At 56.5% G+C, this 25,005-nt stretch carries 23 protein-coding genes and 1 riboswitch; of the genes, 18 read left to right on the top strand and 5 right to left on the bottom strand.

The window, feature by feature from the left end; all coding sequences use genetic code 11:
• The first annotated feature begins 144 nt into the window (after window positions 1–144).
• Window positions 145–2,754 (top strand): phosphoenolpyruvate carboxylase, encoded by a 2,610-nt coding sequence (gene ppc / locus RBH33_RS07130; protein WP_306731466.1) that lies wholly within the window; start codon window positions 145–147, stop codon window positions 2,752–2,754.
• Between the two features lie 24 nt (window positions 2,755–2,778).
• Here the strand turns inward: ppc and RBH33_RS07125 are convergent, their stop codons facing one another.
• Window positions 2,779–3,807: a GGDEF domain-containing protein gene (locus tag RBH33_RS07125; protein ID WP_306731465.1), complete on the bottom strand. Its 1,029-nt coding sequence runs from the start codon at window positions 3,805–3,807 to the stop codon at window positions 2,779–2,781.
• Window positions 3,808–3,845: 38 nt separating this feature from the next.
• On the opposite strand from RBH33_RS07125, the gene smrA reads away from it, so the two are divergent.
• The gene (smrA, locus tag RBH33_RS07120) at window positions 3,846–4,436 is read left to right on the top strand and encodes a DNA endonuclease SmrA (protein WP_306731464.1); all 591 of its coding nucleotides are present in this window, start codon (window positions 3,846–3,848) and stop codon (window positions 4,434–4,436) included.
• A gap of 369 nt (window positions 4,437–4,805) precedes the next feature.
• Here smrA and RBH33_RS07115 read toward each other — a convergent pair whose 3' ends face one another.
• From RBH33_RS07115 to RBH33_RS07105, 3 genes are read right to left on the bottom strand one after another with little or no spacing between them, the layout of a single operon-like run.
• Window positions 4,806–5,108 carry a DUF2288 domain-containing protein gene (locus tag RBH33_RS07115; protein ID WP_306731463.1) on the bottom strand — a complete coding sequence of 101 codons (303 nt, stop codon included), beginning with the start codon at window positions 5,106–5,108 and terminating at the stop codon, window positions 4,806–4,808.
• Window positions 5,105–6,022 (bottom strand): hydroxymethylglutaryl-CoA lyase, encoded by a 918-nt coding sequence (locus RBH33_RS07110; RefSeq protein ID WP_306731462.1) that lies wholly within the window; start codon window positions 6,020–6,022, stop codon window positions 5,105–5,107. Before RBH33_RS07110 ends, RBH33_RS07115 begins: the two co-directional genes overlap by 4 nt.
• A gap of 4 nt (window positions 6,023–6,026) precedes the next feature.
• The gene (locus tag RBH33_RS07105) at window positions 6,027–7,397 is read right to left on the bottom strand and encodes a TolC family outer membrane protein (RefSeq protein ID WP_306731461.1); all 1,371 of its coding nucleotides are present in this window, start codon (window positions 7,395–7,397) and stop codon (window positions 6,027–6,029) included.
• Between the two features lie 247 nt (window positions 7,398–7,644).
• Window positions 7,645–7,740, top strand: a riboswitch (TPP riboswitch).
• 71 nt (window positions 7,741–7,811) lie between these two features.
• Between RBH33_RS07105 and thiD the strand changes: the two genes are divergently transcribed.
• The 12 genes from thiD (at window position 7,812) to RBH33_RS07045 (ending at window position 20,711) form a co-directional block, all read left to right on the top strand.
• Complete coding sequence (gene thiD / locus RBH33_RS07100; RefSeq protein ID WP_306731460.1) at window positions 7,812–8,648, top strand: bifunctional hydroxymethylpyrimidine kinase/phosphomethylpyrimidine kinase; 837 nt, start codon at window positions 7,812–7,814, stop codon at window positions 8,646–8,648.
• A 60-nt stretch (window positions 8,649–8,708) separates the two neighbouring features.
• Complete coding sequence (gene thiC, locus RBH33_RS07095) at window positions 8,709–10,619, top strand: phosphomethylpyrimidine synthase ThiC (RefSeq protein WP_306731459.1); 1,911 nt, start codon at window positions 8,709–8,711, stop codon at window positions 10,617–10,619.
• Between the two features lie 25 nt (window positions 10,620–10,644).
• Window positions 10,645–11,277, top strand: coding sequence for an NUDIX domain-containing protein (locus RBH33_RS07090; protein ID WP_306731458.1), 633 nt, complete (start codon window positions 10,645–10,647; stop codon window positions 11,275–11,277).
• Window positions 11,278–11,392: 115 nt separating this feature from the next.
• The gene (locus RBH33_RS07085) at window positions 11,393–11,842 is read left to right on the top strand and encodes a DUF1249 domain-containing protein (RefSeq protein WP_306731457.1); all 450 of its coding nucleotides are present in this window, start codon (window positions 11,393–11,395) and stop codon (window positions 11,840–11,842) included.
• Window positions 11,843–11,967: 125 nt separating this feature from the next.
• The gene (gene cpdA, locus RBH33_RS07080; RefSeq protein ID WP_306731456.1) at window positions 11,968–12,786 is read left to right on the top strand and encodes a 3',5'-cyclic-AMP phosphodiesterase; all 819 of its coding nucleotides are present in this window, start codon (window positions 11,968–11,970) and stop codon (window positions 12,784–12,786) included.
• Window positions 12,787–12,830: 44 nt separating this feature from the next.
• Window positions 12,831–13,412, top strand: a complete 582-nt coding sequence (locus RBH33_RS07075) for a YqiA/YcfP family alpha/beta fold hydrolase (RefSeq protein ID WP_306731455.1) — start codon at window positions 12,831–12,833, stop codon at window positions 13,410–13,412.
• A 17-nt stretch (window positions 13,413–13,429) separates the two neighbouring features.
• Window positions 13,430–15,319 (top strand): DNA topoisomerase IV subunit B, encoded by a 1,890-nt coding sequence (gene parE, locus RBH33_RS07070; protein ID WP_306731454.1) that lies wholly within the window; start codon window positions 13,430–13,432, stop codon window positions 15,317–15,319.
• Window positions 15,320–15,442: 123 nt separating this feature from the next.
• Window positions 15,443–16,141: an ABC transporter ATP-binding protein gene (locus RBH33_RS07065; protein ID WP_306731453.1), complete on the top strand. Its 699-nt coding sequence runs from the start codon at window positions 15,443–15,445 to the stop codon at window positions 16,139–16,141.
• Entirely contained in the window at window positions 16,122–17,075 is a 954-nt protein-coding gene (locus RBH33_RS07060; RefSeq protein WP_306731452.1) for an HlyD family secretion protein, read from the top strand. Before RBH33_RS07065 ends, RBH33_RS07060 begins: the two co-directional genes overlap by 20 nt.
• On the top strand, window positions 17,075–18,238 hold the full coding sequence (locus tag RBH33_RS07055; protein ID WP_306731451.1) for an efflux RND transporter periplasmic adaptor subunit: 1,164 nt from the start codon (window positions 17,075–17,077) through the stop codon (window positions 18,236–18,238). Before RBH33_RS07060 ends, RBH33_RS07055 begins: the two co-directional genes overlap by 1 nt.
• A gap of 119 nt (window positions 18,239–18,357) precedes the next feature.
• A complete protein-coding gene (locus RBH33_RS07050; RefSeq protein ID WP_306731450.1) occupies window positions 18,358–19,470 on the top strand; it encodes an efflux RND transporter periplasmic adaptor subunit in 1,113 nt (370 codons plus the stop codon).
• A complete protein-coding gene (locus tag RBH33_RS07045) occupies window positions 19,467–20,711 on the top strand; it encodes an ABC transporter permease (protein WP_306731449.1) in 1,245 nt (414 codons plus the stop codon). The genes RBH33_RS07050 and RBH33_RS07045 overlap by 4 nt, the downstream gene beginning before the upstream one ends.
• Window positions 20,712–20,737: 26 nt before the next feature.
• On the opposite strand, the gene lpxL is transcribed toward RBH33_RS07045, so the two are convergent.
• The gene (gene lpxL / locus RBH33_RS07040; protein WP_306731448.1) at window positions 20,738–21,652 is read right to left on the bottom strand and encodes an LpxL/LpxP family Kdo(2)-lipid IV(A) lauroyl/palmitoleoyl acyltransferase; all 915 of its coding nucleotides are present in this window, start codon (window positions 21,650–21,652) and stop codon (window positions 20,738–20,740) included.
• Window positions 21,653–21,946: 294 nt separating this feature from the next.
• Between lpxL and RBH33_RS07035 the strand changes: the two genes are divergently transcribed.
• From RBH33_RS07035 to RBH33_RS07020, 4 genes are read left to right on the top strand one after another with little or no spacing between them, the layout of a single operon-like run.
• The gene (locus RBH33_RS07035; RefSeq protein ID WP_306731447.1) at window positions 21,947–22,345 is read left to right on the top strand and encodes a c-type cytochrome; all 399 of its coding nucleotides are present in this window, start codon (window positions 21,947–21,949) and stop codon (window positions 22,343–22,345) included.
• A 22-nt stretch (window positions 22,346–22,367) separates the two neighbouring features.
• Complete coding sequence (locus RBH33_RS07030) at window positions 22,368–23,516, top strand: multicopper oxidase domain-containing protein (RefSeq protein WP_306731446.1); 1,149 nt, start codon at window positions 22,368–22,370, stop codon at window positions 23,514–23,516.
• Between the two features lie 11 nt (window positions 23,517–23,527).
• Window positions 23,528–24,280, top strand: coding sequence for a formylglycine-generating enzyme family protein (locus tag RBH33_RS07025; RefSeq protein WP_306731445.1), 753 nt, complete (start codon window positions 23,528–23,530; stop codon window positions 24,278–24,280).
• Window positions 24,277–24,930 (top strand): SCO family protein, encoded by a 654-nt coding sequence (locus RBH33_RS07020; protein WP_306731444.1) that lies wholly within the window; start codon window positions 24,277–24,279, stop codon window positions 24,928–24,930. Before RBH33_RS07025 ends, RBH33_RS07020 begins: the two co-directional genes overlap by 4 nt.
• Window positions 24,931–25,005: the final 75 nt, after the last annotated feature.

Genomic DNA, 25,005 nt, shown 5'->3' with positions numbered 1-25,005 from the left:
GTGCTGAGTTCGGTGAGGTTACCAAGCGTTGATTCACAATCTTGTACACAGGTTCTGTGGATAAACTGATCCGTATCAATTTGGAGCGGGCCCCCGTTCTGGATGATAGAATGCCCACAACTGTAGCAGTCTAGGGGAGAGAATATGTCTGAGTTGCCGGAAACCTTACGCGACAACGTCCGTCTATTGGGAGATCTTCTCGGCGACACTATCAGAGAACATGAAGGCCAGGCACTGTTCGACAAAGTCGAAGAAATTCGCCAGTTGGGAAAAACCGGACAGGAAGTAGAAGACGCCGAGCCCCTGGTGGACATGCTGGGCCAGTTGGATGACGCGCACATTCTGCCCATCGTCCGGGCCTTCAACCAGTTCTTAAACCTCGCCAACATCGCCGAGCAGGAATACTACGCCAGTGCCGAAGCCGAGCGGGAAGATGGACTCAAAGCCATGTTGCTGGACTTCTCCGCCACCTACGGCAAGGACGAACTGGCAACCGTGATTCGCAACCTCAGCATCGACCTAGTGCTGACCGCCCACCCCACCGAAGTGACCCGCCGCACCTTGATCCGCAAGTATGACCAAGTGGTCAACACCCTGGTGGACCGCAAACGCGGAAACCTGCTCGCCTATGAGCAGGACAAACACCACGGACGTCTGCACCGGTTGGTGGAAGAGATCTGGAGCACCGACGAAATCCGCAGCGAGCGACCCACTGCCGTGGACGAAGCCAAATGGGGCTTTGCGGTCATCGAAAACAGTTTGTGGCAAGCCGTGCCCGACTTTATTCGGCACCTGGATCGGCTCTGCTGCCGGCACCTGGACCAATGCCTGCCCATCGACTTACAACCGCTGAAATTCTATTCCTGGATGGGCGGCGACCGGGATGGTAACCCCAACGTTACTCACAAGGTGACCAAAGAAGTTCTGTTGCTGGGCCGCTGGATGGCCGCCGAACTGTACCTACGCGATGTGCACGGTCTGGGCAATGACCTTAGCATGCTCCACGCGAGCGCCGACCTGCGCGCCCGTTGCCCCGACAGCCCCACACCTTACCGAGAAGTACTTCAGGATTTGCGCCGCCGCTTGCAACTGACCCTTGAGTGGACCGAAGCGCGCCTGCGAGGTCAGGTTATGGTGCAACCGGAAGGCGTGGTGACGAGCCGGGAAGACCTGCTTGAACCGCTGATGCTCTGCTACCGTTCCCTGCGCGAGGTCGGCCTGCCGCACATTGCCAATGGTCCGCTCATCGACACCATCCGTCGTATCCACAGTTTTGGCATCAACCTGGTGCCGCTGGACATTCGGCAAGATGGCGAGCGTCACGTTCAGGTAATGGACGAGCTGACCACTTACCTGGAACTGGGAAGCTACAAAGACTGGAGCGAAGACGAGCGACAGGACTTCCTGTTAGCACAACTGCAAAGCAAGCGACCGCTGTTGCCCGTTGACTGGCCCATGAGCGAGGAAACCGCTGAGGTTCTGGCGACCTGCCGAGTGATTGCCGCCGAGCCTCGGGAAATTCTGTCCCACTACATTATCTCCATGGCCCAGCAACCGTCCGATGTTCTCGTTGTAGCCTTGCTGCTCAAAGAGTGCGGTATGCGCTGGCCCATGCCCATTGTTCCGCTGTTCGAAACTCTGGATGACCTGGACCGGGCACCAGAAGTGATGGGCCGCCTCTGGCAACTGCCCTGGTACAAAGAGTACACGGACGGCTGCCAAACGGTGATGATCGGCTATTCCGATTCGGCCAAAGATGCGGGTAAATTTGCCGCCACCTGGGCCCAATATAAGGCGCAGGAAAAACTCGTGAAACTGAGCGAGCAGCACGGCATCCAGCTGGTCTTGTTCCACGGTCGCGGTGGTACCGTCGGTCGCGGCGGCGGCCCGGTAGAAAAAGCCATGGCTTCTCAGCCGCCGGGTTCTGTGCGGGGTCGCATTCGCGTGACGGAACAAGGTGAAATGATTCGCTACAAGTTTGGTCAGCCGCGAGTCGCCTTTGCCAGCTTCTCTACCTATGTGGCGGCGACCCTGCGCGCCACCCTGTCACCCCACGCGGCGCCAGCCGAGGAATGGCGGACGCTGATTGAGGGTATGGCGGGGCAGAGCCTGGAGGCCTATCGGAAAGTGGTGCGCGGCCATCCGGATTTCGTACCCTACTTTCGCAGCCTGACACCGGAGCAGGAGCTTAACCTCCTGGCTTTGGGTAGCCGACCCGCTAAGCGTAAAGCGTCAGGTGGCGTGGAAAGTCTGCGCGCCATTCCCTGGGTGTTCGCCTGGACGCAGGTGCGCCTGAACCTGCCCTCCTGGTTGGGCACCCGTCAGGCGCTGGAGTATGCCCTAACAGAGGCGCCGGACACTCTGCAGGACATGATCGAAAACTGGCCGTTCTTCTCCAGTTTTCTCGACTTGCTGGAAATGGTTATTGGCAAATCGGATGGTGACATCAGCGGTTATTATGAAAAGCAATTGGCCGCGCCCGAGCTGCACAATCTCGGCGCCGAATTGCGTACGGATTTGGCAGAACTGGAAGCGCTTATTAACCGCATCAAAAAACAAGACGCGGTGCTGAGTGGCGACCCGGTGCTGCAAAAAGCGCTGGAAGTGCGCAAGCCCTACGTGGACCCGCTCAATTACCTACAGGTCGAGCTGCTCAGGCGTTACCGCAGCGGTAAGGATATTAGCCCAGAGTTGGAGCGGGCACTGAAGGTAACCATGGCGGGGATATCGGCGGGAATGCGCAACACCGGTTAACGGGTTGCAAAGCGGGCGTCGGGGTTAGTTGCAAGCCACGGCGCCGGCGCGGCGCAACAGCGGCTCTAGCTCTTCGTCCGGCTCTGCGGCAGCGAGTGAGTAAACCACCTCCACGTGCAGAGGCACTTCCCGCCCTTGTGGGTTGGTCACCACCATGTGCTCGCTGCGCTGCACGACGCGTTGCGCCAGTGCTTCGGCTTCGGGCAGGCTGGCGCCGGGCATGAAGACCACCAGTCGGCGCGCTCCCAAGCGCGCGCTAATGTCCTTGGAGCGTGTGTGGCGTCTGATCAATTTGGCCACCTGCGTCAGGACCTCATCACCAGCGGCGAAGCCTAATTTTTTGTTTATTTCCGGCAGGTTGTGAATTCGCAAGCACACCACGGCAGCGGCTGGTTTGGAGGGCGCTGCGTTGGCCAGTAAATCGGAACAGATGGCGAAAAAACTGCGCCGGTTGTACAGCTGCGTGAGTTGATCCATGGTGGCCAGCTCGCGCTCGACTTTATGGTAGCTTTGCAGCAGAAGGCGGTTGAGCCGGTACTGCCTTCCCAATTGATAAAGGCCCCACCCAGCGGCTAGTAGACCACCCGGAAAGCAGACCACCTCCAGCCAAAGTACCAGTGCCCAGCGGTTGATGATCAAAGTATTCAGGAGCTCTTGCCAGGCACCGATAAAAATCAAACCGAAACCCAATGTCAGTTTGACGCCCATTGAGCGCCGGACCGGCAAAAAGATGGCAATGCACAGCACGGTGAAGGCGGTCAGGCAAAGCATCAACATGCGACTGACATCGTGCCAGTCCACCTGGGCCGGGGGAATGCTGATGCCCCCGTAAAACACCGCTAGAGCCCAACCGAACGCCCCCAGGACGGTTAGCAGAAGTGTTACCAGTGCGATGATGTAGTGACTGCCCATGGTGTCGATCTTTCCCAGTTCGAGCTGGCTTAACGGCGCGTTGAATGCGCTCTCACTCAGCGAGAGTTTAGCAGTGCTAGCGCCCCTATGCCTCCCTTTTTCTCGTGCCAGTTCGTCGCTGTGTGTATCCGTCTGAGGCATAATGAATTCTGTCTGAATGAGTCTATGAGTGGTGAGTTATGAGCGACCAGAACTCGGATGAGCGGGAAGCCTTTTTGCGTGAAATGCGCGACGTTAAGCCGATTAAGGCTGAGCAGCGCGTCCCCCTGAAAAAAGACCGCGTATCCGCACTCAGTGACGAGCAACGGCGGGCCGCTGCCGTGGCCGAGCAAGCCGGCGAAAAAAATTTCCTCTCCGGTGATCATGTGCCGCCCGTGGATCCTTTGGACGTGTTGGCGTTCAAGCGTTCGGGCGTGCAAAACGGTGTCTACCGGAAGCTGCGTCAGGGCAAGTACGCCTTGGACGCCCGCCTGGATTTACATCGCATGACCGTCGACCAGGCACGTCGGAGCGTTTATCAGTTCGTAGAAGATTGCATGGAACAGGATATTCGTTGCGCGTTAATTACTCACGGTAAAGGTCTGGGCCGGGCCCATCCGGCATTGCTAAAGAGTTGTGTCGCGCACTGGTTGCCGCAGTTTCAGCACGTGATGGCATTTCACAGTGCCCTGCCGGCACACGGTGGCACGGGTGCCACTTACGTTTTGTTACGCAAAAGCGAACGCAAACGCCAGGAAAACTGGGAACGGCAGCATAAACGACGTGGATAAAAGAAAAAGCCGCCCTTTCCCTGGGCGGTGGTACGCACGGTTGGCGCAGCAACAGAATCCTTCCTTCGCGTCCGGAGTGGGGCGGTGAGACGGGGCGGTTGTCCGTCCGTGGTTAGAGCTCTCCTTGCTCGGGTTGAATATCCTGTTTCCGTCGTCCTGGACCCCTGGCCTTTATCCGACCAACGCTCTAGTCCCTCCAGTAATGGCTATAAGGCATTAATCACGCCAGAAATACTAATCTCTGTAAAATCAATGACCTGGGAGTTTGGGTGCCGAGCAGGGAGGGGGTGATTGTAAGGATAATCGACGCGCTATGGCGCATAGAAAGGGCTTTGCGCACCAACTGAACGCAGGAGATAGGCCGCTAACTTACCGGGATTCTTGAACCAGTACCCAGGGTTTGATGACCAGCGCCCAAAGTTCAGTATCGTCCTGGTGCCAACTCAGCGCCTGATCATCGGAAACTGGGCCTAACTGCCCGGATTCCAGCCAGTCATTGACCTCCTGGGCCCGATCCTGCGCCATGGCGGTGGCTACGTCCAAAAGGTCCAGGCCTGGACTCACCGCCAGGGCGCTACCGTTAGCAAAAAACCGCTCCAGCTCCCGCCAGGAAATGCGCGCGGTTTCCAGATTGAGTTCCGTTTTTAAGTCGGATGTGTCCACGGTGCTCACGGTTGATTCTCCATTGAATGCAAGGCGCGTCCCACTCGGGATTGGTTTTGGCATCCCAGTTGGGCGCAAATGTCTTCCCCCAGAGCGACTAATTGCTCCAGGTTAGTGCCGTGCTCTATGCCCAGGCCGTCGAGCAAATAAACCACGTCTTCGGTGGCCACATTGCCCGCAGCGCCCGGCGCGTAGGGGCAGCCCCCCAGCCCGGCGATGGCACTGTCCACCACCGATATGCCCCAGCCCAAAGACACATAAATATTGGTCAGGGCTTGGCCGTAGGTATCGTGCATGTGCACGGCCAAGTCATTCGGCGCGAGGGTTTTGGTTAATTGGCTGAGCAAGCGGTCCACATGACCGGCGGTGCCGACACCGATGGTGTCTCCCAGGGAGACCTCCCGGCAGCCCATGGCCAGCAACTGCTCGGCGAGGCTGTGCACCTGCGCTGGTGCCACATCGCCACTGTAAGGGCAGCCCACGACGCAGGAAATATAGCCGCGTACCGGCAGATTGGCCGCGCGTGCGGCTTCCATGACCGGCTCAAAGCGCGTGAGGCTTTCGCTGATGCTGCAGTTGATGTTCTTCTGGCTAAAGGCTTCGGAGGCAGCGGCAAACACGGCCACTTCCGTGGCGCCCGCATCCAGGGCACGTTCAAAACCTTTGAGGTTGGGGGTGAGGGCGGCGTAGGTAACGCCTGGCTGGCGGTGCAAGCCGCGCAGTACTTGATCGCTGTCTGCCATCTGCGGAACCCACTTGGGGTTCACAAAACTGCCGGCTTCCAAGTAGTCCAGGCCCGCCTGAGCGAGCCCTTCGATGAGTCGGATTTTCTGCCCGGTCGTTAGGCGCCGAGCCTGATTTTGCAAACCGTCACGCGGGCCGACCTCTACCAGGCGCACGCGCTTGGGAAAGGCCGTCGTCATGGGGTTACCAGCGGCTCTGGCTTACGGAAGCGTTGTGGCGCAAGTTGGCATCCACTTGCTCAATGTCTGCCGGAGTCAGCATGCCCGCCACTTGGCGCAGTTCGAAGCTGTTAATAATGTAATCGTACAGGGCGTTGTCGTAATCACGACGGGCTTGGTAGACAGCTCGCTGTGCCAGTAGTACTTCCACCAGGTTGCGTGTGCCCACTTCGTAGCCGGCTTGAGTGGCTTCCAGAGCGCTTTCGCTGGAGATAATGGCCTGACGTCTGGCCTGAACTTGAGATACGCCGATATCCACTGAAAGGTGCAACGCGCGCGTGGTTTGAATAATGTTGCGCTGGGTTACGTTCAGTTGCTCCTGGCTTACCATGTGTTCGGCGTGCGCTTGACGACGTTGCGCTGAGGTGCGACCGCCGGCGTACAGAGGTACGTTTAGGGTCACTCCGAAGGTGTGGCCTTCGGTCTCCGCGTCGCTGAAGCGGGGTTCGCCGAGATACTGTGTGCCTTCACCTCTCTGACTGCTGTAGCGGGCGGTACCGGTCAAGGTGGGCAGATGCTGCGCACTCGCGGCCCGAGCGTTTTGGTGAGAAGCTTCGCGGGTCAGGCGTGCGGCCTTCAGGTTGTAGTTGTTCTGCAGGGCAAATTCCACCCATTCGTGCCGATCAGCGGGGACCGGGGCCGTGACGGAGAAGTCTTCCGACAGCGGGGCAATGTGGTCATGGCTGCGGCCCGTGAGCACTTCCAGAGCCTCATAGGCGATGCCCAGGTTGCCGCGTGCTTGTAAAGCGGCCGCGCTGGCGCTGTCAAAAACGGATTGCGCTTCGTGCACTTCGGTGATGGCGGTCAAACCCACTTCGTAGCGCTGGCGGGTCTGTTCCAATTGCTGCTTAAGGGCCTTCTCTTCCGCCTGGGCCGTTTCCAGGTTATCGGTGGCGCGCAGGACGTTAAAGTAGGCCTCGGCCACGCGCAGAATTAAATCTTGTTGTGCGGCGGCAAATTCAGCTTCCGCTCGTTCACTCAAGGTTCTGCCGCTGCGGTAGTTATACCAGGACGCCATATTGAACAGCGGCTGGTTTAAGGTGATGGACCAGCCGGTAGAGGAGTTTTCGGATGAGAAGCTGCCTTCCGGGTTGGTATAGTCGGTCCGGTCGGTCTCACCGGTGCTGTACTCGGCGGAGGCGTTCACTTGTGGCAGCAAACCTGCGCGGTTGATCGCCCGCATCTCCAGTCCGGCCTGGTAGGCCGCCTCATCCGCTTTTAGTTGCGCATCATTTTCCAGAGCGAGCTGGTAAATATCCAGCAGTGATTCAGCGCTGGCGGATACCGAGCCGAACATCACGAGGCTGGCTGTAAGTGAAAGTATTAGCTTTTTCATGAAAGGTCCTGTTTAACCGTCCTATGGTGGCTTGGTTCAGCGGTGGGAAACGGCACGAGTTTAACCACTTGGCCCCGTCAGGTCGAGGCTTGCCAGAATCATATCCTGTTAAAAAGTGTAACGGTTCTTTACACGTCGCCATGGTATTGAATGAGCTGCGTTGGCGCGCGGCCCTCCTTTACAGCCCGAGGCGACTTCACTAGACTGCCTTCAGTGGTTTATCGCCTCATTGGAGCGACGAACCCGCACTGTCTTGTCGGGGTGCTTTGTTGATCAGAGCTGAGAGATACCCGCATAACCTGATCCGGTTAGTACCGGCGTAGGGAACGAGCGAATCGAGTTTACTTCTGCTAGCGGGCTTTGGGCCCGCTCCCTCGGTACACGTTGCCCTGCGCCCCTTATATGGAGCGCCTCGTGGCACCTATTGCCAAGCCCTCGTTCAGCCCCCAGTCCGTCCCCATTGCCCTCACTGTCGCGGGTAGCGATAGCGGCGCCGGCGCCGGCATTCAGGCTGACCTCAAAACGTTTGCGGCGCTTGGCGTTTACGGCTGCAGCGCCATTACGTCACTGACCGCTCAAAACACTTGTGGCGTTCAGGGCGTCTTTCCCGTGGCGGCGGACTTTGTGGCGGCGCAAATGCACTCGGTACTCTCGGATATGCCAGTGGCCGTCATCAAGACCGGCATGCTGGCCAATGCTGAGGTGATTCAGGCTCTGGTCAGCACTTACGACAGCGCTTACCCGCTGCCACTGGTTGTGGACCCGGTAATGTTGGCCACCAGCGGTGATCGTCTGCTGGAGGAGGCGGCGGTGGAGGTGTTGATCCACGAATTGCTACCTCGCGCCACGCTGATTACCCCCAACCTGCTGGAGGCGGCCGCTTTGCTGGGCGAGTCGCCCGCCCAAAACCAGCAGCAGCGGGCGCGCCAAGCCGAGCGTTTGTTGGCTTTAGGGCCGCAAGCGGTATTGCTAAAGGGTGGCCATGATCAGGGCCCTGAGGCGGACGATCTACTCCTGAGCGACGCTGGCCTGGATCACTTCAGCCGACCCCGCGTGAACACCCGCAATACCCACGGCACGGGTTGTACCCTCGCCGCGGCGATTGCCGCCGGGTTGGCGAAAGGATTGGCCCTACCGCTAGCAGTGGAAGAAGCCAAAGATTATTTGCAGGGCGCTTTGCTGGCCGGCGCTCAGCGCAGCCTGGGCAGTGGCGCCAGCCCCGTTGACCATTTTTACCGGAATGCTCTCTGACGAGTGTTTCTCAAACGTTTTTACTCTCAATTCTTTTTTTTCGTTTTAAGGACCAATGCCATGACACCGCCCGATAACGCTCAGAAAATCCTCAGTGAATCCGCCCAGGTGGATCAGGCCTCGGTGCAGCCGTTTACCGGTTCGCGCAAAATTTACATAACGGGCAGTCGCCCGGACCTGCGGGTCCCCATGCGGGAAATTTCCCTGGCCGATACCCCCACTGAATTCGGTGGCGAGAAGAACGCGCCGCTGCGCGTTTACGACACCTCCGGCCCTTACACCGATCCAGCCGCCGACATTGATTTGCGCCGCGGGCTTCCCGATCTGCGCTCGGCTTGGATCGAAGAGCGGGGGGATACTGAACTGCTCGACGGCACCAGCTCCAACTTTACCAACGAGCGTCTGCACGATCCTAAGCTGTCGCACCTGCGCTTCAACTTAACCCGGCAGCCGCGTCGCGCCAAGCCGGGGCAAAACGTCTCGCAAATGCACTACGCCAAACAGGGCATCATCACGCCGGAAATGGAATACATCGCCATTCGCGAAAACATGGCATTGGCTCAGGCCCGAGAAGAGGGCACGCTGGATCAACAGCACCCCGGTATGAGCTTCGGTGCCAATATCCCCGATGAAATTACCCCGGAATTTGTGCGCAGCGAAGTGGCTCGCGGCCGCGCTATTATCCCCAACAATATTAACCACCCCGAATCCGAGCCGATGATCATCGGCCGTAACTTTCTGGTAAAGATTAACGGCAACATTGGTAACTCGGCTCTCGGCTCTTCCATTGAGGAAGAAGTGGAGAAACTGACCTGGGGTACCCGCTGGGGTGCGGATACCATTATGGATCTGTCCACGGGCAAAAACATTCACGAAACCCGCGAGTGGATTATTCGCAACTCCCATGTCCCCATCGGCACTGTGCCCATTTACCAGGCATTGGAAAAAGTGGACGGCGTGGCCGAGGATCTGACCTGGGAAATTTTCCGCGATACGCTGATTGAACAGGCCGAGCAAGGCGTGGATTACTTTACCATCCACGCGGGTGTGCTCCTGCGTTACGTACCGCTGACCGCTAAGCGCGTTACGGGCATCGTGTCCCGGGGCGGCTCCATCATGGCTAAATGGTGTTTGGCTCACCACAAAGAAAGCTTCCTCTACACCCATTTCGAGGAGATCTGCGAAATCATGAAGGCCTACGATGTGGCCTTTTCCCTGGGCGACGGCCTGCGCCCCGGCTCCATCGCCGATGCCAATGACGAAGCTCAGTTTGGTGAGCTGGAAACCTTGGGCGAGTTGACGCAAATTGCCTGGAAGCACGATGTTCAGTGCATGATTGAAGGGCCCGGCCACGTGCCCATGCAAATGATCAAGGAAAACATGGACAAACAGCTGACGGAGTGTGGAGAAGCACCTTTCTACACCCTGGGGCCTTTGACCACAGACATCGCCCCCGGCTACGACCACATTACCTCCGGTATCGGTGCGGCCATGATCGGTTGGTACGGCTGCGCCATGCTTTGCTACGTTACGCCCAAAGAACACCTGGGCTTGCCCAATAAAGACGATGTAAAAGAGGGCATCATCACCTATAAAATTGCCGCCCACGCCGCGGACTTGGCCAAAGGTCATCCGGGAGCGCAGCTTCGTGACAATGCTCTGTCCAAGGCGCGCTTCGAGTTCCGCTGGGAAGATCAATTTAACCTTGGTCTGGACCCCGACACCGCGCGTTCATACCACGATGAAACCTTGCCGAAAGAGTCTGCCAAAGTGGCTCACTTCTGCTCCATGTGCGGGCCGAAATTTTGCTCCATGAAAATCTCCCAGGAAGTGCGCGAATACGCCGCCGCCAATGGCACCAAGCTGGATGGTGGCGAAGAAGCGGTGAGAATGATTGACGTGGAAGCGGAGATGCAGGAAAAAGCCCGTGAGTTTCGCGAGCAGGGTGCGGAGATTTACCGCAAGGTTTAACGCTTGATCGGTGAAGGCCGCACACATGAAAAAAACGGACTGGAAAAGCCCGCAACTGGGCAGCGGTGATGTGGAGGTGACGAAGCGGGAAACCCTTTATGAGGGTTTTTTCCGCGCGGAAAAAGTCACCTTGCGGCACCGCAAATTCGATGGTGGCTGGGCTGGGCCACTTTCCCGGGAACTCTTCTTACGTGGGGAAGCGGTCGGCCTTCTGCTCTACGATCCGGAACGGGATCTGCTCGGGCTGGTCGAACAGTTCCGTGCAGGTGCCTTGGATGAACCGGGCGGCCCCTGGTGTATGGAAGTGGTCGCGGGCATGGTGGAAGCCGGGGAGTCCCCGGAAGATGTGGCGCGCCGCGAAGCGGTAGAGGAATCTGGAGTGGAGCCGGGCCGGCTGGAGTACATTTGCCGGTACCTGCCCAGCCCCGGTGGTAGCAATGAGATCATGTACCTCTATTGCGGTATTGCGGATCTGAGCCAGGCTGGGGGTGTACATGGGCTGGACGAGGAGCACGAGGACATCAAGGTCCATGTTCTGCCCGCTGAACCGGTTTTAGCGGACTTGTATGGCGACCGAATCAATAACGCCGCCGTACTGCTGTGCCTGCAGTGGCTGCAAATCAATCGGCCCCGGCTGCTGGCGGAGCAGCAGAGTTGAATTGACGAGTCGCGCACAGTCTCCCCTTGGAAAATTGACTAATGGGCGCGGCTGGTCAAGACTCAAATGTAAGCAGTACAGAGGTAGCCCCTCCCTATTATCGAGACCCCAATTGATGTCAAAACCCCGTTATAAGGTAGATCTCCCCCGGCAGCAGGCGGAGTGCGAAGCGAACTACTGGCGCCTGCGCAAGCTGATGCCGGGAGTTACCTATACGGAGCGCTGGCAATTTACCGTGTTGGCGGGGGATAACTTACACCATACCCGCATCCAAGTGCTCGAGCGCTCCAGGTACACCACCAGTGTGCAAATTACCCAGGTGGCCCGTGGAGACAGCGAAGGTAGTTGGCTCAAAGCACCTAAGCTAACTGTGCGCCTGTACCACGACGCGCGCCTGGCGGAAGTGCTAACCTGGGAGCACCATCGGCGGCTGCAGCCACGCTATGACTACCCCAACCGGGCCATGTACCAGTCTGACGAAAAAGCGCAGCTCAACCGTTTCCTGGGCGAGTGGTTGAGCGTGTGTTTGCAGTGCGGCCACAGCTTGGAAAAAGTCGGAAGGTAAAAAAAACCGACACGGCGAATGCCTTGCACGGCCTTCCGCTTGTCGTTATTCTCCTGCCAAGAGCTGCGTATTTTGCGGTGCCCGGCACAGATGATCAGGGCAACGGCAGCGAGGAAGGAGCCAAAATGAATTTGTCACAGCCACCCACCAACGAGCGCACTGTGCGGCTGATCCAGATCACTGATAGCCATTTGGGCCCCGACAGCAACGACATGTTGTTGGGGCTGAATACGGATCAGAGCTTGATCGATGTTCTGCAGTTAATTGCGGATGAACAGCCAGCGTTTGACGCCTTGGTGTGCACCGGTGATATCGCCAGTGACTCTCACGCAGCCTGCTATGGCCGGTTTCTGGACTGTGTGCGGAGCTTTTTCGCCGCGCCCATGGGCTGGTTGCCCGGAAACCACGACTCGGCCGAACTCATGGCCAGGCTTGAGCACAAGTATCTCCCCGAGTCCCGCTTGATGAATCTTGGGGCTTGGCAACTGGTTCTACTCGATTCCAGCGTACCCGGAGAAACCTACGGGGACTTGGCCGAGGCCGAGCTGACGTTCCTCGAAAACACCCTTAAAGCCCATCCCGATCAGCCCACTATGATCGCCCTGCATCACCAACCCATCGCGGTCGGCAGTGAGTGGATTGACCAATACATCCTTCGCAACGCGGACGCTTTTTTTGCGCTGATTGAGCGGCATCCCCAGGTCAAGGCCGTGACTTGGGGGCATGTCCACCAAGCGTTCCACAGTGAGCGCAACGGCGTTCAGCTGTATGCCACGCCCGCCACCAGCGTCCAGTTCAAGCCCAACAGCGATAGTTTCGCCGTGGACTTTACTATGCCCGGTTATCGCTGGTTCGATCTGCACCCCGATGGTACGCTCGAGTCCGGTATTTCCCGTGTTACCGGAAAGACCTACGACATTGACTTCCAATCCGCCGGCTATTAGCCGTTAGTTTTCAGCAGGCTGCACTTGGCCTGGACACGAGACCCATGGCTGTACTGATCTATCTGCACGGTTTTCTCAGCTCTCCCCGATCCCATAAAGCGCGCCAGGTGGCCGACTGGCTGGCACGAGAGCGCCCGGATATTACCTATGTGTGCCCGCACCTCACGCCTTACCCTGATCGCACGCGCCAACAACTGGAAACCCTGGTCAATGGGCTGAGTGGCGAGCGCATCTACCTAATGGGCAGTTCTCTGGGCGGCTTTTGGGCCACTTGGCTGTCCGAGCGGTACGACTTGCGCACTGTGCTGATCAATCCCTCGGTCCGTCCCTGGGACTTTATGCCCGATTACCTTGAGGTTGACCTGAAGGGCTATCACACCGATGATAGCTACCGCCTTGAGGCCCGGCATTTGGCGCAAATCAAAGCGATGGATGTCCCCCGGCCCAGTCGGCCGGAAAACTACTGGTTACTGGTGCAGACCGGGGATGAAACCCTGGATTACCGACAGGCGGTGGAAAAATACCGCGGCGCGCGACAAACCGTTGAGCCCGGTGGCGATCACGCCTTCCAAGGGCTGGAGCGCCACCTACCCGAATTGATCGCCTTTCTGGACAATAAAGACTAGAGATGTAAGCGAAAACTATGGCCAATTATTCCGCAGAAGATATTGAAGTTCTCACGGGGCTTGACCCGGTCAAAAAACGGCCGGGCATGTACACCGACACCACCCGCCCGAACCACCTGGCGCAGGAAGTCATCGACAACAGCGTCGACGAAGCCCTGGCCGGGCACGCCAAAAGCATCGATGTGGTGCTACATAAGGATCAATCCATCACCGTGTCCGATGACGGACGCGGTATGCCCGTGGATATCCACCCGGAACAGGGTAAACCCGGAATTGAGGTGATTTTGTGCACCCTGCACGCCGGCGGCAAATTCTCCAACAAAAACTACCAGTTTTCCGGTGGCTTACATGGCGTAGGGGTGTCAGTGGTTAACGCCCTGTCGCAAATGCTCGAAGTGACCATCAAGCGCGATGGCCAAGTGCACAGAATGGGCTTTAAAGACGGCGACAAAGCCACCGAACTGGAAGTGATTGATACCTGCGGTAAGCGCAACACCGGTACCAGTGTGCGCTTTTTGCCCAATCCCACATACTTTGATTCGGCCAAGTTTTCCGTCAGTCGGCTGCGGCACTTGTTGCGCGCCAAGGCGGTACTCTGCCCCGGGCTTACCGTCAGCTTTAAAGATGAACAGTCCGGAGAAACCGACACCTGGTATTACGAAGACGGCTTGAAAGATTATCTGCAAGGCGCTACCCAAGGTTGGGAAACGTTGCCGGAGCAGCCCTTTGTGGGTGAGTTTACCGGTAAAACGGAAGGCGTGAGTTGGGCCGTGCAGTGGCTCCCCGAAGGTGGCGAGCTGGTGCAGGAAAGTTACGTTAATTTAATTCCCACCGCGCAAGGGGGTACCCACGTCAACGGTTTGCGTACCGGTCTGCTGGATGCGCTGCGGGATTACTGTGAGCGACGCAGTTTGCTCCCGCGTGGCGTAAAGCTGGCACCGGAAGATATTTGGGCTAACTGCAGTTACGTGCTCTCATCCAAATTGGCTGATCCACAATTTTCCGGGCAGACCAAAGAGCGCCTTTCCTCCAGAGAAGCCGCGGCGTTTATTTCCGGCGTGGCCAAAGATGCTTTTGCCCTTTGGCTCAATCAACACACGGAAGACGGCGACAAACTGGCCGAGCTGTGTGTGGGCAATGCCCAGCGCCGGGTTCGCTCCAGTAAAAAAGTCGCGCGCAAACGCGTAACCGCCGGTCCGGCATTGCCGGGCAAACTGGCCGACTGTTCCAGTGCCGACCCAAGCCGCAGTGAATTGTTCTTGGTGGAAGGGGACTCCGCTGGCGGATCGGCTAAACAAGCCCGTGACCGCGAGTATCAGGCCATCATGCCTCTGCGCGGAAAAATCCTAAATACTTGGGAAGTGGATCAGAGCGATATTTTTTCCAACCAGGAAGTGCACGATATTTCCGTGGCCCTGGGTATTGATGCTGGCGCGTCCAATCTCAGTGAACTACGCTATCACAAAGTGTGTATTCTCGCCGATGCCGACTCGGACGGCCTGCACATTGCCACTTTGTTGTGCGCACTGTTTGTGCGTCACTTTCGGCCCCTGGTGGCCAATGGCCATGTGTTTGTGGCTATGCCGCCCCTGTACCGAATCGACGTGGGCAACGATGTTTACTACGCGCTGGACGACAGCGAAAAAGCCGGGATTTTAGACCGCATCGAAGCGGAAAAGAAAAAGGGCAAAGTCAACGTGCAGCGCTTCAAAGGCCTGGGTGAAATGAATCCGCTCCAACTGCGCGAAACCACCATGGCCAGAGATACGCGCCGATTGGTGCAGCTGACCATCGACGACACGGATGACACCATGCAAATTATGGATATGCTGTTGGCCAAAAAGCGCTCCGGCGACCGACGCGCCTGGCTGGAAACAAAAGGTAATCTGGCCGACATCTCAGTTTAGGCGTTTGCTATAAATATTCACCAGCCCTGGGTTCGGAGAATTAGCCCAACTTCGTCAAGGAGAACGACCAGCGAATTTAATTAAGGCGTTCTCCCTACCGGACTCCAGAGGAATTATGTTGTCGTGACAGATACAATAATAGACATACAGAATCTGCAGAAAATCTACCACGCCGGCGAAGTGGAAGTGGCCGCCCTCAAGGACGTGAGCTTCAAAATAGAACGCAACGAATTCATTGCCATTATGGGTCCCTCCGGCTCTGGAAAATCAACCCTGATGAACATCCTCGGCTGCCTGGATCAGCCCACGGGCGGCATCTATCGGCTGGCTGGGCGAGACGTTAGCCAGATGAGTGATAGCGAACTGGCCGGCGTGCGCAATCGCGACATCGGTTTTGTTTTCCAGTCCTTCCATCTTTTGCCGCGCTTAAACATCGTGCGCAACGTCATGTTGCCGCTGAAATACAGTGATATAGATCCCGAAGAGGCCGCTCGCCGCGCCCGGGAAATGCTAGGACGGGTGGGCCTTGAGCAGCGTTTGAACCACGTCCCCAATGAGCTCTCAGGCGGTCAGCGGCAAAGGGTAGCCATTGCTCGGGCGCTGGTGAATCAGCCCGCCATTATTTTTGCCGATGAGCCCACCGGAAATCTGGATAGCAAAACTTCGGTGGAGATTATGGATTTGTTTACCGAGCTACACCGCGCCGGGCAAACCATAATTTTGGTTACCCACGAATCTGAAATCGCCGACTATGCTCAAAAAGTGATTCACATGCGCGACGGCGAAATCGAGGAAATCAAGCATGTTACTGCGTCGGTTTAGCCTGCTTTTACTCAGCCTGTTGGCGACAACAGCTGGCGCGGAAACTCTCCGGCTCAGTGGCGAAGTGGCGGCGCGAAGCTCCCAGGTTTTTGTTGCGCCCCGGTCCGATAGCTGGCAGATGCAAATCGCGTGGATGGTAGAAGAGGGGCAGCGCATAGCCGCTGGCGACCCTGTGGTTCAATATGACACCACGAGCCTGGCGGCAAACTTGGAACAACTGGAGGCGGATGTACGCCGCGTCACCGCCGAGAGCCGGCGCAGCGACCTAGTACAGGATTTGGAGTTGCGCCAAGCCCAACACGACTACGAAGTGGCAGTTTTGCTGCTGGAGCGAGCGCGTCTGGATGCGGGTATTCCCCGCGAATTGTTGAGTGACCTGCGATACGAGGAGTATCAGCTGGCACTGAAAGAAGCGGAAAGTGCCAAGCTCGATGCCGAACGTGCTCTGGTCGTAAAAGAAAAAGATGTGGAAGCGGAAAAACGCCGCAACCGGGTGCAAATTGCCAGCGCCGAAAACGAACTCGAGCGCGTCCAAAGTATGCTGAACGGCATGACCCAGCGCGCTCGCCGGGGCGGTACGGCCATGTATGTGGATCATCCTTGGAATCGCCAGAAAATACGCTCCGGCGACATGGTCCAACGAGGTTTCAGTGTGCTGGAAATACCCTCTACCGACGACCTACATGTACGAGCTTGGCTCAATGAGGTGGATGTTGCACGCCTCGAAGAGAATTTGCCGGTAAGCATACATTTTGATGCCCGCCCCCAGCTGGTACTTTCCGGGACCATCACTCGCATCGGCAGCCAAGCTGAACCGAGGCACTACTGGGGAGAATCCGGCTATATCAACGTGGAGATCGCAATGGAAGGCGCCGAGGGCCAGGGGCTCTTGCCGGGCATGAGCGTGCTGGTGGAGTTGGAGGCCGAAAATTGATGAAAACCCGGATTGTTCTTCTGCTCGCAACATTGGCGTTAGTGGCCTGTGGCGATGACCTCGACACGTTACGGGTCAATAAAAGCGATATACCCCTGGCCATCAATACTACGGGGGAGTTGGCATCGTCCCGAACGATTGAGCTGGGGGCACCGGTGGTCAAGTACACCTGGCATTACAAGCTCTCTTACCTGATTCCCGAAGGGACGTGGGTGCAGGAAGGCGAAAAAGTGATGGCGTTTGACCCTCAACAACAAGTGGCTCGCCTGCGGGATCTGCAGAACCGACTGGCCACCGAAAGCCAGAGACTCCAGAGCCAAACCCTGGATCGGGAGCAGCAAATGGAAGAGCTGAAGCTGGAGTTGGCCGAGGCCAAAATGGAGCTGGAAAAAGCGGAATTGAAAGCCAGTAATATTGACAATCTGGTGGCGCGGTTAGAGGTGGAAAAACTCAGGATCGACCATAAAATTGCGCGGAAAAATTATGAAATGGCGACGTACCGCAATCAAAACCGAGCTGAACAAATGACCGTGGAGCGGGACATCATCCGCTCGGAGGTGGAGCGCCTGAATTCAGAAGTTGCCGAAGCGACCATGGCCATCCAGTCCATGGAAGTCAAAGCTCCGCGCGACGGGATCGTCGTTTACAAGCCAAACAATCGGGATGAAAAGCCAGCAGAAGGGGATCAAATATCGTTGATTCAACGAGTGCTGGAGCTGCCGGATTTAAACACCATGATTGTGAGGACCACTATTCCTGAACAAAATGCTTATAGGATCTCTGAAGGAGCGTTGGTGGAACTGCAGCTGGATGCTGTCGCAGGCCGTACGTTTAAGGGTCGAGTTCAGTCTCTGGGCCAAATTGTGCGCGTAAAGTCTCGACAGGAGCCGAGCAAAGTATTCGACGCGGTGGTCAGCATCGACAACCCGGATCGGGACGTCATGCGCCCCGGAATGACCGCGCGCCTGTCGATAATAGAACGAATCGTGAGCGACGGCGTGGCCATTCCAGAGCGCGCGATAATTTATCGTGGTGAAGATGCTTTTGTACGCGTAAAGCGTTTTTGGGGTGAATCCGAGCGGGCCGTCACTATAGGCGCGCGGCAGCTAGGTAAAGCAATTGTTACCGAGGGCCTGCGCAATGGCGAAGAGGTGATTCTGTGAGTGCAAGCGCCGCAGGAATAAATAACCTTAGCGCTGCCCGCTGGGTGTGTGTTGGGGCACTCGTACTGTTGAGCTCACTGTTTGGGTGCTCGTCCGACCGAGGCGACACCACCTTAACTATGACGGTAGAGACCTCGGAGTTTCTTTTCAGCATTCCCGCCAAGGGTGAGCTGGTCTCCGCTCAGGCCATAGATATCAATGCGCCGTCAGGAAACCGTGGCACCCTCACGCTGGCTTGGTTAAAAGAAGAAAATACGCGAGTCGAGAAGGGTGATGTAGTGGCCCGATTCGATATATCCGAGCACGAGTTGCGCCAACAAAGGGCGGAACTTGAGTTGGAAAAAAATCAGCTAACCGAGTCAGTCACCGAGCGGGGGGTGGAGCGAAACCAGTTTTCCATCAGTCAGCAGGCGGGAGTAGTGTCGGAGCAAAAAGCCTTGGCGGAACGGTTCACAATCGACGACCTGAGCATTTATTCCAAAAACGAAATCATTGATCAATTGCTCAGCAAAGATTACCTAACAGCCCAGGAGGCTTACCTGGGTTGGTTGCAAGTCAGTCAGATGACCCAGGGGCAGGCACAGTTGCAGCTGCTCGGCTTGGAGAGCAATACCCACCGCGACACCATTAGGCTCAGTGAAGAGGCACTCGCACAAGCCGAAGTTACGGCGCCCGCCAGTGGTATTTTGATTCATTCTCAGAACTTTCGCGGGGAAAAGGTACGTGAAGGGCAGGAATTATGGCCAGGCTCCAGACTGGGTTCTATTCCCAGCTTGGAGCAGATGCAGGCCAGGCTTTACATTCTGGAAAACGAAGCCGCTGGGGTAGAAGTCGGGCAGTTGGTTGAAGTGCACCTAGATGCCTATCCAGGCCGGCTTCTGAAAGGGACCGTTAACGCTATGGCCAATATAGCGTCACCCCGCAATAGAAACAGCCCCACCAAATTTTTTGAAGTCACCGTAGCGCTGGAAGAGTCCGACCCCAGTTTTATGCGCCCGGGACAAAAACTCACCGGGCGCATTCTGGTTGCGCAAAAGAGTAGCGCCATCAGCATCCCCAATCAGGCGGTGTTTGAGGACAATGAGGAAGCCTGGGTGTACGTTAAATCGGGGCGAACGTTTAAGCGTCAAGAAGTCACGGTTGGCATGCGTAGCCTAACCCGGACGGAAGTGACACAAGGGTTGAACGAGGGAGATCAAGTCGCCCTATTGCGGCCGAGGTTGGACAAGTGAAACTGCAAAAATTGAAAGCCAACTTTATGGAAGCGCTTGAGCAGCTGTGGTTTCACAAGCTGCGAACCTTTTTGACTCTGTTGGGGATGATTTTCGGGGTCGGCGCGGTGATTGCCATGGTCAGCGTGGGGGAGGGCGCGCAACGGGAGGCCTTGAGCCTGATCGACTCCATGGGTTTGCGCAATGTGTTGGTGGAGGAAAGGCGCGTGTACGGTGAGCGCTTACGTGAAGTTCGCCAACGATCCGTCGGACTGTCCCTACAGGATGTAAAGGCGAGCATGGAAACGCTTCCCTTTGCCACCAATTACAGTGCGGAAAAGAAAATCGAAGTGTATACGCTGTTTAGCCGACAAGGCGAGAGTGACAGTGAAGTGCTGGGTGTGACGCCCAGCCTAAAAGAATTGGCTAATTTAAAGCTGGCTCAGGGCCGCTGGTTGACCGACGATGACAACCGAGAGTACCGGCAGGTGGCGGTGCTTGGGGCTGCCGTTGCCAATCAACTGTTTCCCCGCGGTGAGGCCGTAGGGCAGATTATCAAGGTAAATCACGCTTGGCTCGAGGTCGTGGGTGTTCTGGAAAGCAAGAACTTGTCCAAGGACAATTTTCAGGGCGTTCAGCTAAGTGGTGAAAACAACCGTATTTACCTGCCGTTGATGAGCGCACTTAAGCGATTTGATTTTCCCGATATGGCTTCAGAAATTGATAGCTTTCGGCTCGAGTTGGAGCCGGGTATAGACCCCCAAATCGCTGCCCAAACTCTCGATCATCTACTGCACCGGCGTCACGGCCAGGAGCAGGACTACAACATTGTGGTCCCCGCTGAGCTATTGGATCAGCACGCGCAAACTCAGCGTATCTTCAATATTATTATGTCCTGCGTGGCCGGTATTTCGCTGTTGGTGGGCGGCATAGGGATTATGAATATCATGCTCGCGACGGTATTGGAGCGAACCAACGAGATTGGTTTGCTACGTGCGGTAGGTGCGACCCAGGAAAATATTCGAGATCAGTTCATCGTCGAGAGCGTAACCATTTCCGCCATCGGCGGGCTCTTTGGAATCGTGCTGGGTTTTGCGCTGGCGGGCAGTATTTCCCTGTTTGCGGGCTGGCCGGTGGCAGGCTCCGCAAACGCGATTGTTATAGCGGTTTTCTTCTGCACCACCACCGGGTTGGTGTTCGGAATTTATCCGGCAGTCAAAGCCTCCAAACTGGATCCCATCACGGCCCTCCAAAGAGACTAGAAAGGGACTAGAACCCCTTCTGCCGTTTAGTAGAGATCTGGCTCACCCTCGGGCCGGGTCTTAAATCGCCGGTGCACCCACATGTATTGTTCTGGGCATTCCCGCACTCGCGCCTCGATAAATTGATTGATGCGCGCCGCATCCTGATGTTCATCCCCTTCGGGGAACCCTTCAATCGGTGGGTAAACTTTTACATCGTAGCCGCTGCCATCGGCTCGTCGGTAGTGAGTGAACGGAATCACCTTGGCTTTACCCAGGCGCGCCAGTTGAGCCGTGCTGGTGATGGTTGCGGCTTGAACGCCGAAGAAGGGCACGAACACATGGTACTGATTGGTGTAGTTTTGATCCGGGGCGAACCACACCGCGCGGCCTGCTCTTAGGCGGCGCACCATGGTGCGTACGTCGTCTCGCGGAATGGTATGGCCTCCCTGCACGTGCCGTTCACGGCCGCGCCGTTGTACATAGTCGTAAACTGGATTCCTGTGGGGGCGGTAGAGACCGTCGATGGAGTGCTCCATGGCCAGCATCTTGGCCCCCAGGTCCAGATGGGTAAAGTGCATGGCCAGCAGTACGACTCCGGTTCCCTCGTCCTTCGCCCGTTCCAAATGTTCAATTCCTTCCAGTGTAAACAGCTTGCGCAGGCGCCGCTTGGGCCAGAACCAGCCCATGCCGGTTTCAAAAATGGCCATCATGGTGGAATCCATATTCGCACGCACCAAGTGGGCTTGTTCCTCTGGACTGCGATCTGGAAAACACAGGGCGATGTTGCGCTCAACAATGTGCCGCCGCCGTTTAGCCAGCTTCATAGCCACTCCACTCAAACGTCGTGCCAGAGCAAATTGCCAGCTTCGGGGTAGTTGTATCACCAGCCACCAGAGTCCCAGACCGAACCAGGTGGGCCAGTAGCGGGGATGCCATAAACGCGAAGTGGATTGGGCCATTGAACTCTCTCACCAAAGGGGTAATTCTCGGGCGCCATTCTACCCGTTTTGGCCTTGCCAGGCCCAGTGGGCAGATTAGGAGAATTCTCAAGGTCTCAGCTACCCACAAACGAGTACGCTTTTCGAGACGTCAAGAGTAGCTGCGTCGGTTAAAACTACCCGCTTAGATGAATACCGCGTCCAACCTCCCTGTGGTTCACTAGAGGTACCAAAACACCCACTGTTTTGGAGCCAAAACCGACCGCACCCACGCGACGGCTTTGTCTGCACCGACGCTGGATCGAGGTACCCACCATGCCAAGTCATACCCTCCTACGCACACTAATCGCATCTGTTGTTCCTGTACTCACAATGCTCTCCGTTCCGGCTCTGGCTGACACGGCCGCTGGGGAGGCCGCCTACCGACAGTACTGCCAAGCCTGTCATCAGGTCGGTGGCGTTGGGGTGCCACGGGTGTTCCCGCCTATGGCCAATAACCCCAACGTGGCCGGTAATCCCGAATTCGTTGCCCAGGTGGTCATTGAAGGCATCCGAGGTCCGATTGAGGTCAATGGTGTTCAGTACAACGGCGTTATGCCACCGATGGGTTATATCAACAATCAGGTTATCGCCGACCTGGCCAATTTTATAGAAAAGGAATGGGGCGATGGCAGCAAGAAGCTGACAGTTGAAGATGTAGAAGCACTGCGCTAATTAATTTTTGAGGATTAAAGATATGATAACTGTACGTTCTGTTGCCCGTATGACCGGAGGCGTGCTTCTGGCCATGTTTATTGCCGGCTGCTCGCAAACCCCCACGAATCACCTGAAAGACGGTGAGTTCATGATTGACGGTAAGATTTTTGGCTTGGCGGAAGCCGAGGTGTTTACCGAAGATTACGCCGGCCCACCCGTAGTCGGAGATTACGTTACCGCTCTCCCATTCTTGAAGCCTCTGGATTACAAAGGCAACAAGACTCATGAAGTACGCATTGATACCTTTTCCCAAATGGTCGAAGTCGCACCGGGTGTTAGTTTCAATGCCTGGACCTACGGCGGCACGGTTCCCGGCCCCACTTTGCATGTGCGCGAAGGTGATCGGGTGATCTTCACCATGAAAAACCGCTCCGATGAAGAAGTGGTGGTGACCGATCCGGTTAAAGGTATGGGCCCCTTCTACAGTCAATTGCAAGGCAATCTGTACCAAAAGAACCGCCCCTCCACTAGCCCCATGCCGCACTCCATGGATTTTCACAGCGGCACAGTGGCCGCTGACGATAAGTGGCGCACCATCGCTCCGGGCGAAACCATTCGGTTCGAATGGGTAGCCAACTACCCCGGTGTTTACATGTACCACTGCGGCACGCCCAGTGTGCTGATGCATACCGCTATGGGGCAATATGGCGCGGTTGTGGTTTCTCCTAAAAATGGTTTCCCTACAGACGACAAAGTCGATCATGAATTTGTGATTGTGCAGTCTGAGTACTATCTGGAGAAGGCGGGTGATACCTATATCTATAACCACCAGGCGGCTATGGCACGCGATCCAAGCCACGTAACGTTCAATGGTCATGTATCAGCACTGATTGATTCGCCCCTGCGGGTCAAAGAAGGTGACCGCGTACGTCTTTACGTGCTCAACGCTGGCCCCAGTGATACTTCAAGTTTTCACGTGATCGGTGCGATCCTGGATCGGGTTTGGTACGAAGGTAATGTCGAGAACGAATGGCGCGGTATGCAAACCGTTCTGCTGGGTGCCAGTAACAGTGCGGTAATGGAGTTTATTGTTCCGGAAGCCGGCCTGTACAAACTGGTGGATCACGAGTTTGCTGATGCCGAGCGCGGTGCTGCCGGAACAATGATTGCCACTCCGAGAGACCGCTAAGGAGCTTGACCATGCGTTTGCATAGGCTCTTGTTGACTGTTTGTCTGTTGAACGTGCCAGCCTGGGGGAGCGACTCGGTCGTGATCCCAGGAGGCGACTTCCAACCCCCGGTGTTGCTGGACAGGGAAATTCAAACAACCGAAGTGGAGGCGTTTTTGTTAGACGCCGCCCCGGTCAGCAAGACAGCCTTTGCGGAGTTTGTAACCACCCACCCCGAGTGGCGCCGTTCTGCGGCGCCCCGGTTGTTTCGCGATGGTGGTTACCTGCGCAACTGGACATCTGACCTGGACCCAGGTGTAGAGCAAGAAGCACAGGGTACACCCGTTACTCATGTTTCCTGGTATGCCGCGCGTGCGTTCTGTCACAGCCGTGGTGGACATCTACCGTCGATGACGCAATGGGAGTATGTGGTCAGTCTGCTCAGAGAAAAAAATCAGGTTCCGGACGATGAGTATGCGCGTTGGGTTTTTGGTTGGTACGGTGCGCAGCGTCCGGTGGATTTTGTTGATCGGGCATTGGGTATCAAGGGTATGCTCGGACTGGTCAATGAATGGATCGAAGATTATCAGTTGCTGTTGAGTAATGGTGAGCAAATTGATTTTGGTGGCGGTTCCTGCGGCGACACGGCGCGCTTGATGGTCAAGTACGATAACGCCCATTACGCCAGTTTTTTGCGCTATCAATCTCGAAGCAATTACACGCCGGTGACAACCACCAGTAATTTGGGTTTCCGCTGTGCTTACCCTCTGGAGGGTGCTTTATGAAAATTAAATCCAAAGTTTTCGGGCTAACCGCTACCGCTTTAGGGTTGGCCTTTTCCGCTCAGGCGGTGCTCGCCGAATGCGATCACCATAAAGACCATCATGACGTTCACTTAACAGAACACCATGCGCATACGCCGGTCGCCATGGTGGAACCTCTGTCTGACGAATCATTGCACCACCTGCCGGCGGTGTGGCGGGATCATCGCAACGAACCGCTAACGTTGAGCGACCTGTCGGGGCAGGCGGTGATTATCACCATGGTTTATGTCGGTTGCCAAACGGCGTGCCCGGTTTTGGTGGAGGATGTGAAACGGCTTTACTACGGTTTAAATGAGGCCGAGCAAGCCAACACTCGCGTTTTGGTGGTCAGTTTCGATGCGAAGGGCGATACTCCGGAAGTCTTGAACACCTTTGCACAAAATTTGGGTGGCGACTTGCCCGGTTGGCATTTTGTCACTGGAGCCGAAGGCGATATTCGAACGTTTTCATCACTACTGGGAATCCGTTATCGGCAAAACCCTTCTGGAGGTTTTGATCACAGTAACGTGATTGCGGTTTTGGATCGTCAAGGTGAGATCCGCGGTCGGCAGGAGGGGTTGGCGCAGGCGCCTGATCGATTGTTGGGAGCCTTGCGTGGTGCATTGAATTAGTTTGTTTTCATTCTCGCGGAGGTGACTTCGTTGTCTCCGCACAAGCACCTCTTCAACCCCGAAAGTCCTCCCGTC

The sequence above is a fragment of the Marinimicrobium hydrolyticum genome (assembly GCF_030848505.1).
Taxonomy (GTDB): domain Bacteria; phylum Pseudomonadota; class Gammaproteobacteria; order Pseudomonadales; family Cellvibrionaceae; genus JAVDDU01.
This window is presented reverse-complemented; position numbering and strand designations above follow the sequence as displayed.

Bases quoted from the DNA above. Each gene is read 5' to 3' on its own strand.
- RBH33_RS07055 (WP_306731451.1), top strand. From the start codon at position 17,075: ATGAAAACCCGGATTGTTCTTCTGCTCGCAACATTGGCGTTAGTGGCC.
- RBH33_RS07090 (WP_306731458.1), top strand. From the start codon at position 10,645: ATGAAAAAAACGGACTGGAAAAGCCCGCAACTGGGCAGCGGTGATGTG.
- RBH33_RS07035 (WP_306731447.1), top strand. From the start codon at position 21,947: ATGCCAAGTCATACCCTCCTACGCACACTAATCGCATCTGTTGTTCCT.
- parE (WP_306731454.1), top strand. From the start codon at position 13,430: ATGGCCAATTATTCCGCAGAAGATATTGAAGTTCTCACGGGGCTTGAC.
- ppc (WP_306731466.1), top strand. From the start codon at position 145: ATGTCTGAGTTGCCGGAAACCTTACGCGACAACGTCCGTCTATTGGGA.
- RBH33_RS07125 (WP_306731465.1), bottom strand. From the start codon at position 3,807: ATGCCTCAGACGGATACACACAGCGACGAACTGGCACGAGAAAAAGGG.
- RBH33_RS07075 (WP_306731455.1), top strand. From the start codon at position 12,831: ATGGCTGTACTGATCTATCTGCACGGTTTTCTCAGCTCTCCCCGATCC.
- RBH33_RS07060 (WP_306731452.1), top strand. From the start codon at position 16,122: ATGTTACTGCGTCGGTTTAGCCTGCTTTTACTCAGCCTGTTGGCGACA.
- smrA (WP_306731464.1), top strand. From the start codon at position 3,846: ATGAGCGACCAGAACTCGGATGAGCGGGAAGCCTTTTTGCGTGAAATG.
- RBH33_RS07020 (WP_306731444.1), top strand. From the start codon at position 24,277: ATGAAAATTAAATCCAAAGTTTTCGGGCTAACCGCTACCGCTTTAGGG.
- lpxL (WP_306731448.1), bottom strand. From the start codon at position 21,652: ATGGCCCAATCCACTTCGCGTTTATGGCATCCCCGCTACTGGCCCACC.
- cpdA (WP_306731456.1), top strand. From the start codon at position 11,968: ATGAATTTGTCACAGCCACCCACCAACGAGCGCACTGTGCGGCTGATC.
- RBH33_RS07105 (WP_306731461.1), bottom strand. From the start codon at position 7,397: ATGAAAAAGCTAATACTTTCACTTACAGCCAGCCTCGTGATGTTCGGC.
- RBH33_RS07110 (WP_306731462.1), bottom strand. From the start codon at position 6,022: ATGACGACGGCCTTTCCCAAGCGCGTGCGCCTGGTAGAGGTCGGCCCG.
- RBH33_RS07050 (WP_306731450.1), top strand. From the start codon at position 18,358: ATGACGGTAGAGACCTCGGAGTTTCTTTTCAGCATTCCCGCCAAGGGT.
- RBH33_RS07025 (WP_306731445.1), top strand. From the start codon at position 23,528: ATGCGTTTGCATAGGCTCTTGTTGACTGTTTGTCTGTTGAACGTGCCA.
- thiC (WP_306731459.1), top strand. From the start codon at position 8,709: ATGACACCGCCCGATAACGCTCAGAAAATCCTCAGTGAATCCGCCCAG.
- RBH33_RS07085 (WP_306731457.1), top strand. From the start codon at position 11,393: ATGTCAAAACCCCGTTATAAGGTAGATCTCCCCCGGCAGCAGGCGGAG.
- RBH33_RS07030 (WP_306731446.1), top strand. From the start codon at position 22,368: ATGATAACTGTACGTTCTGTTGCCCGTATGACCGGAGGCGTGCTTCTG.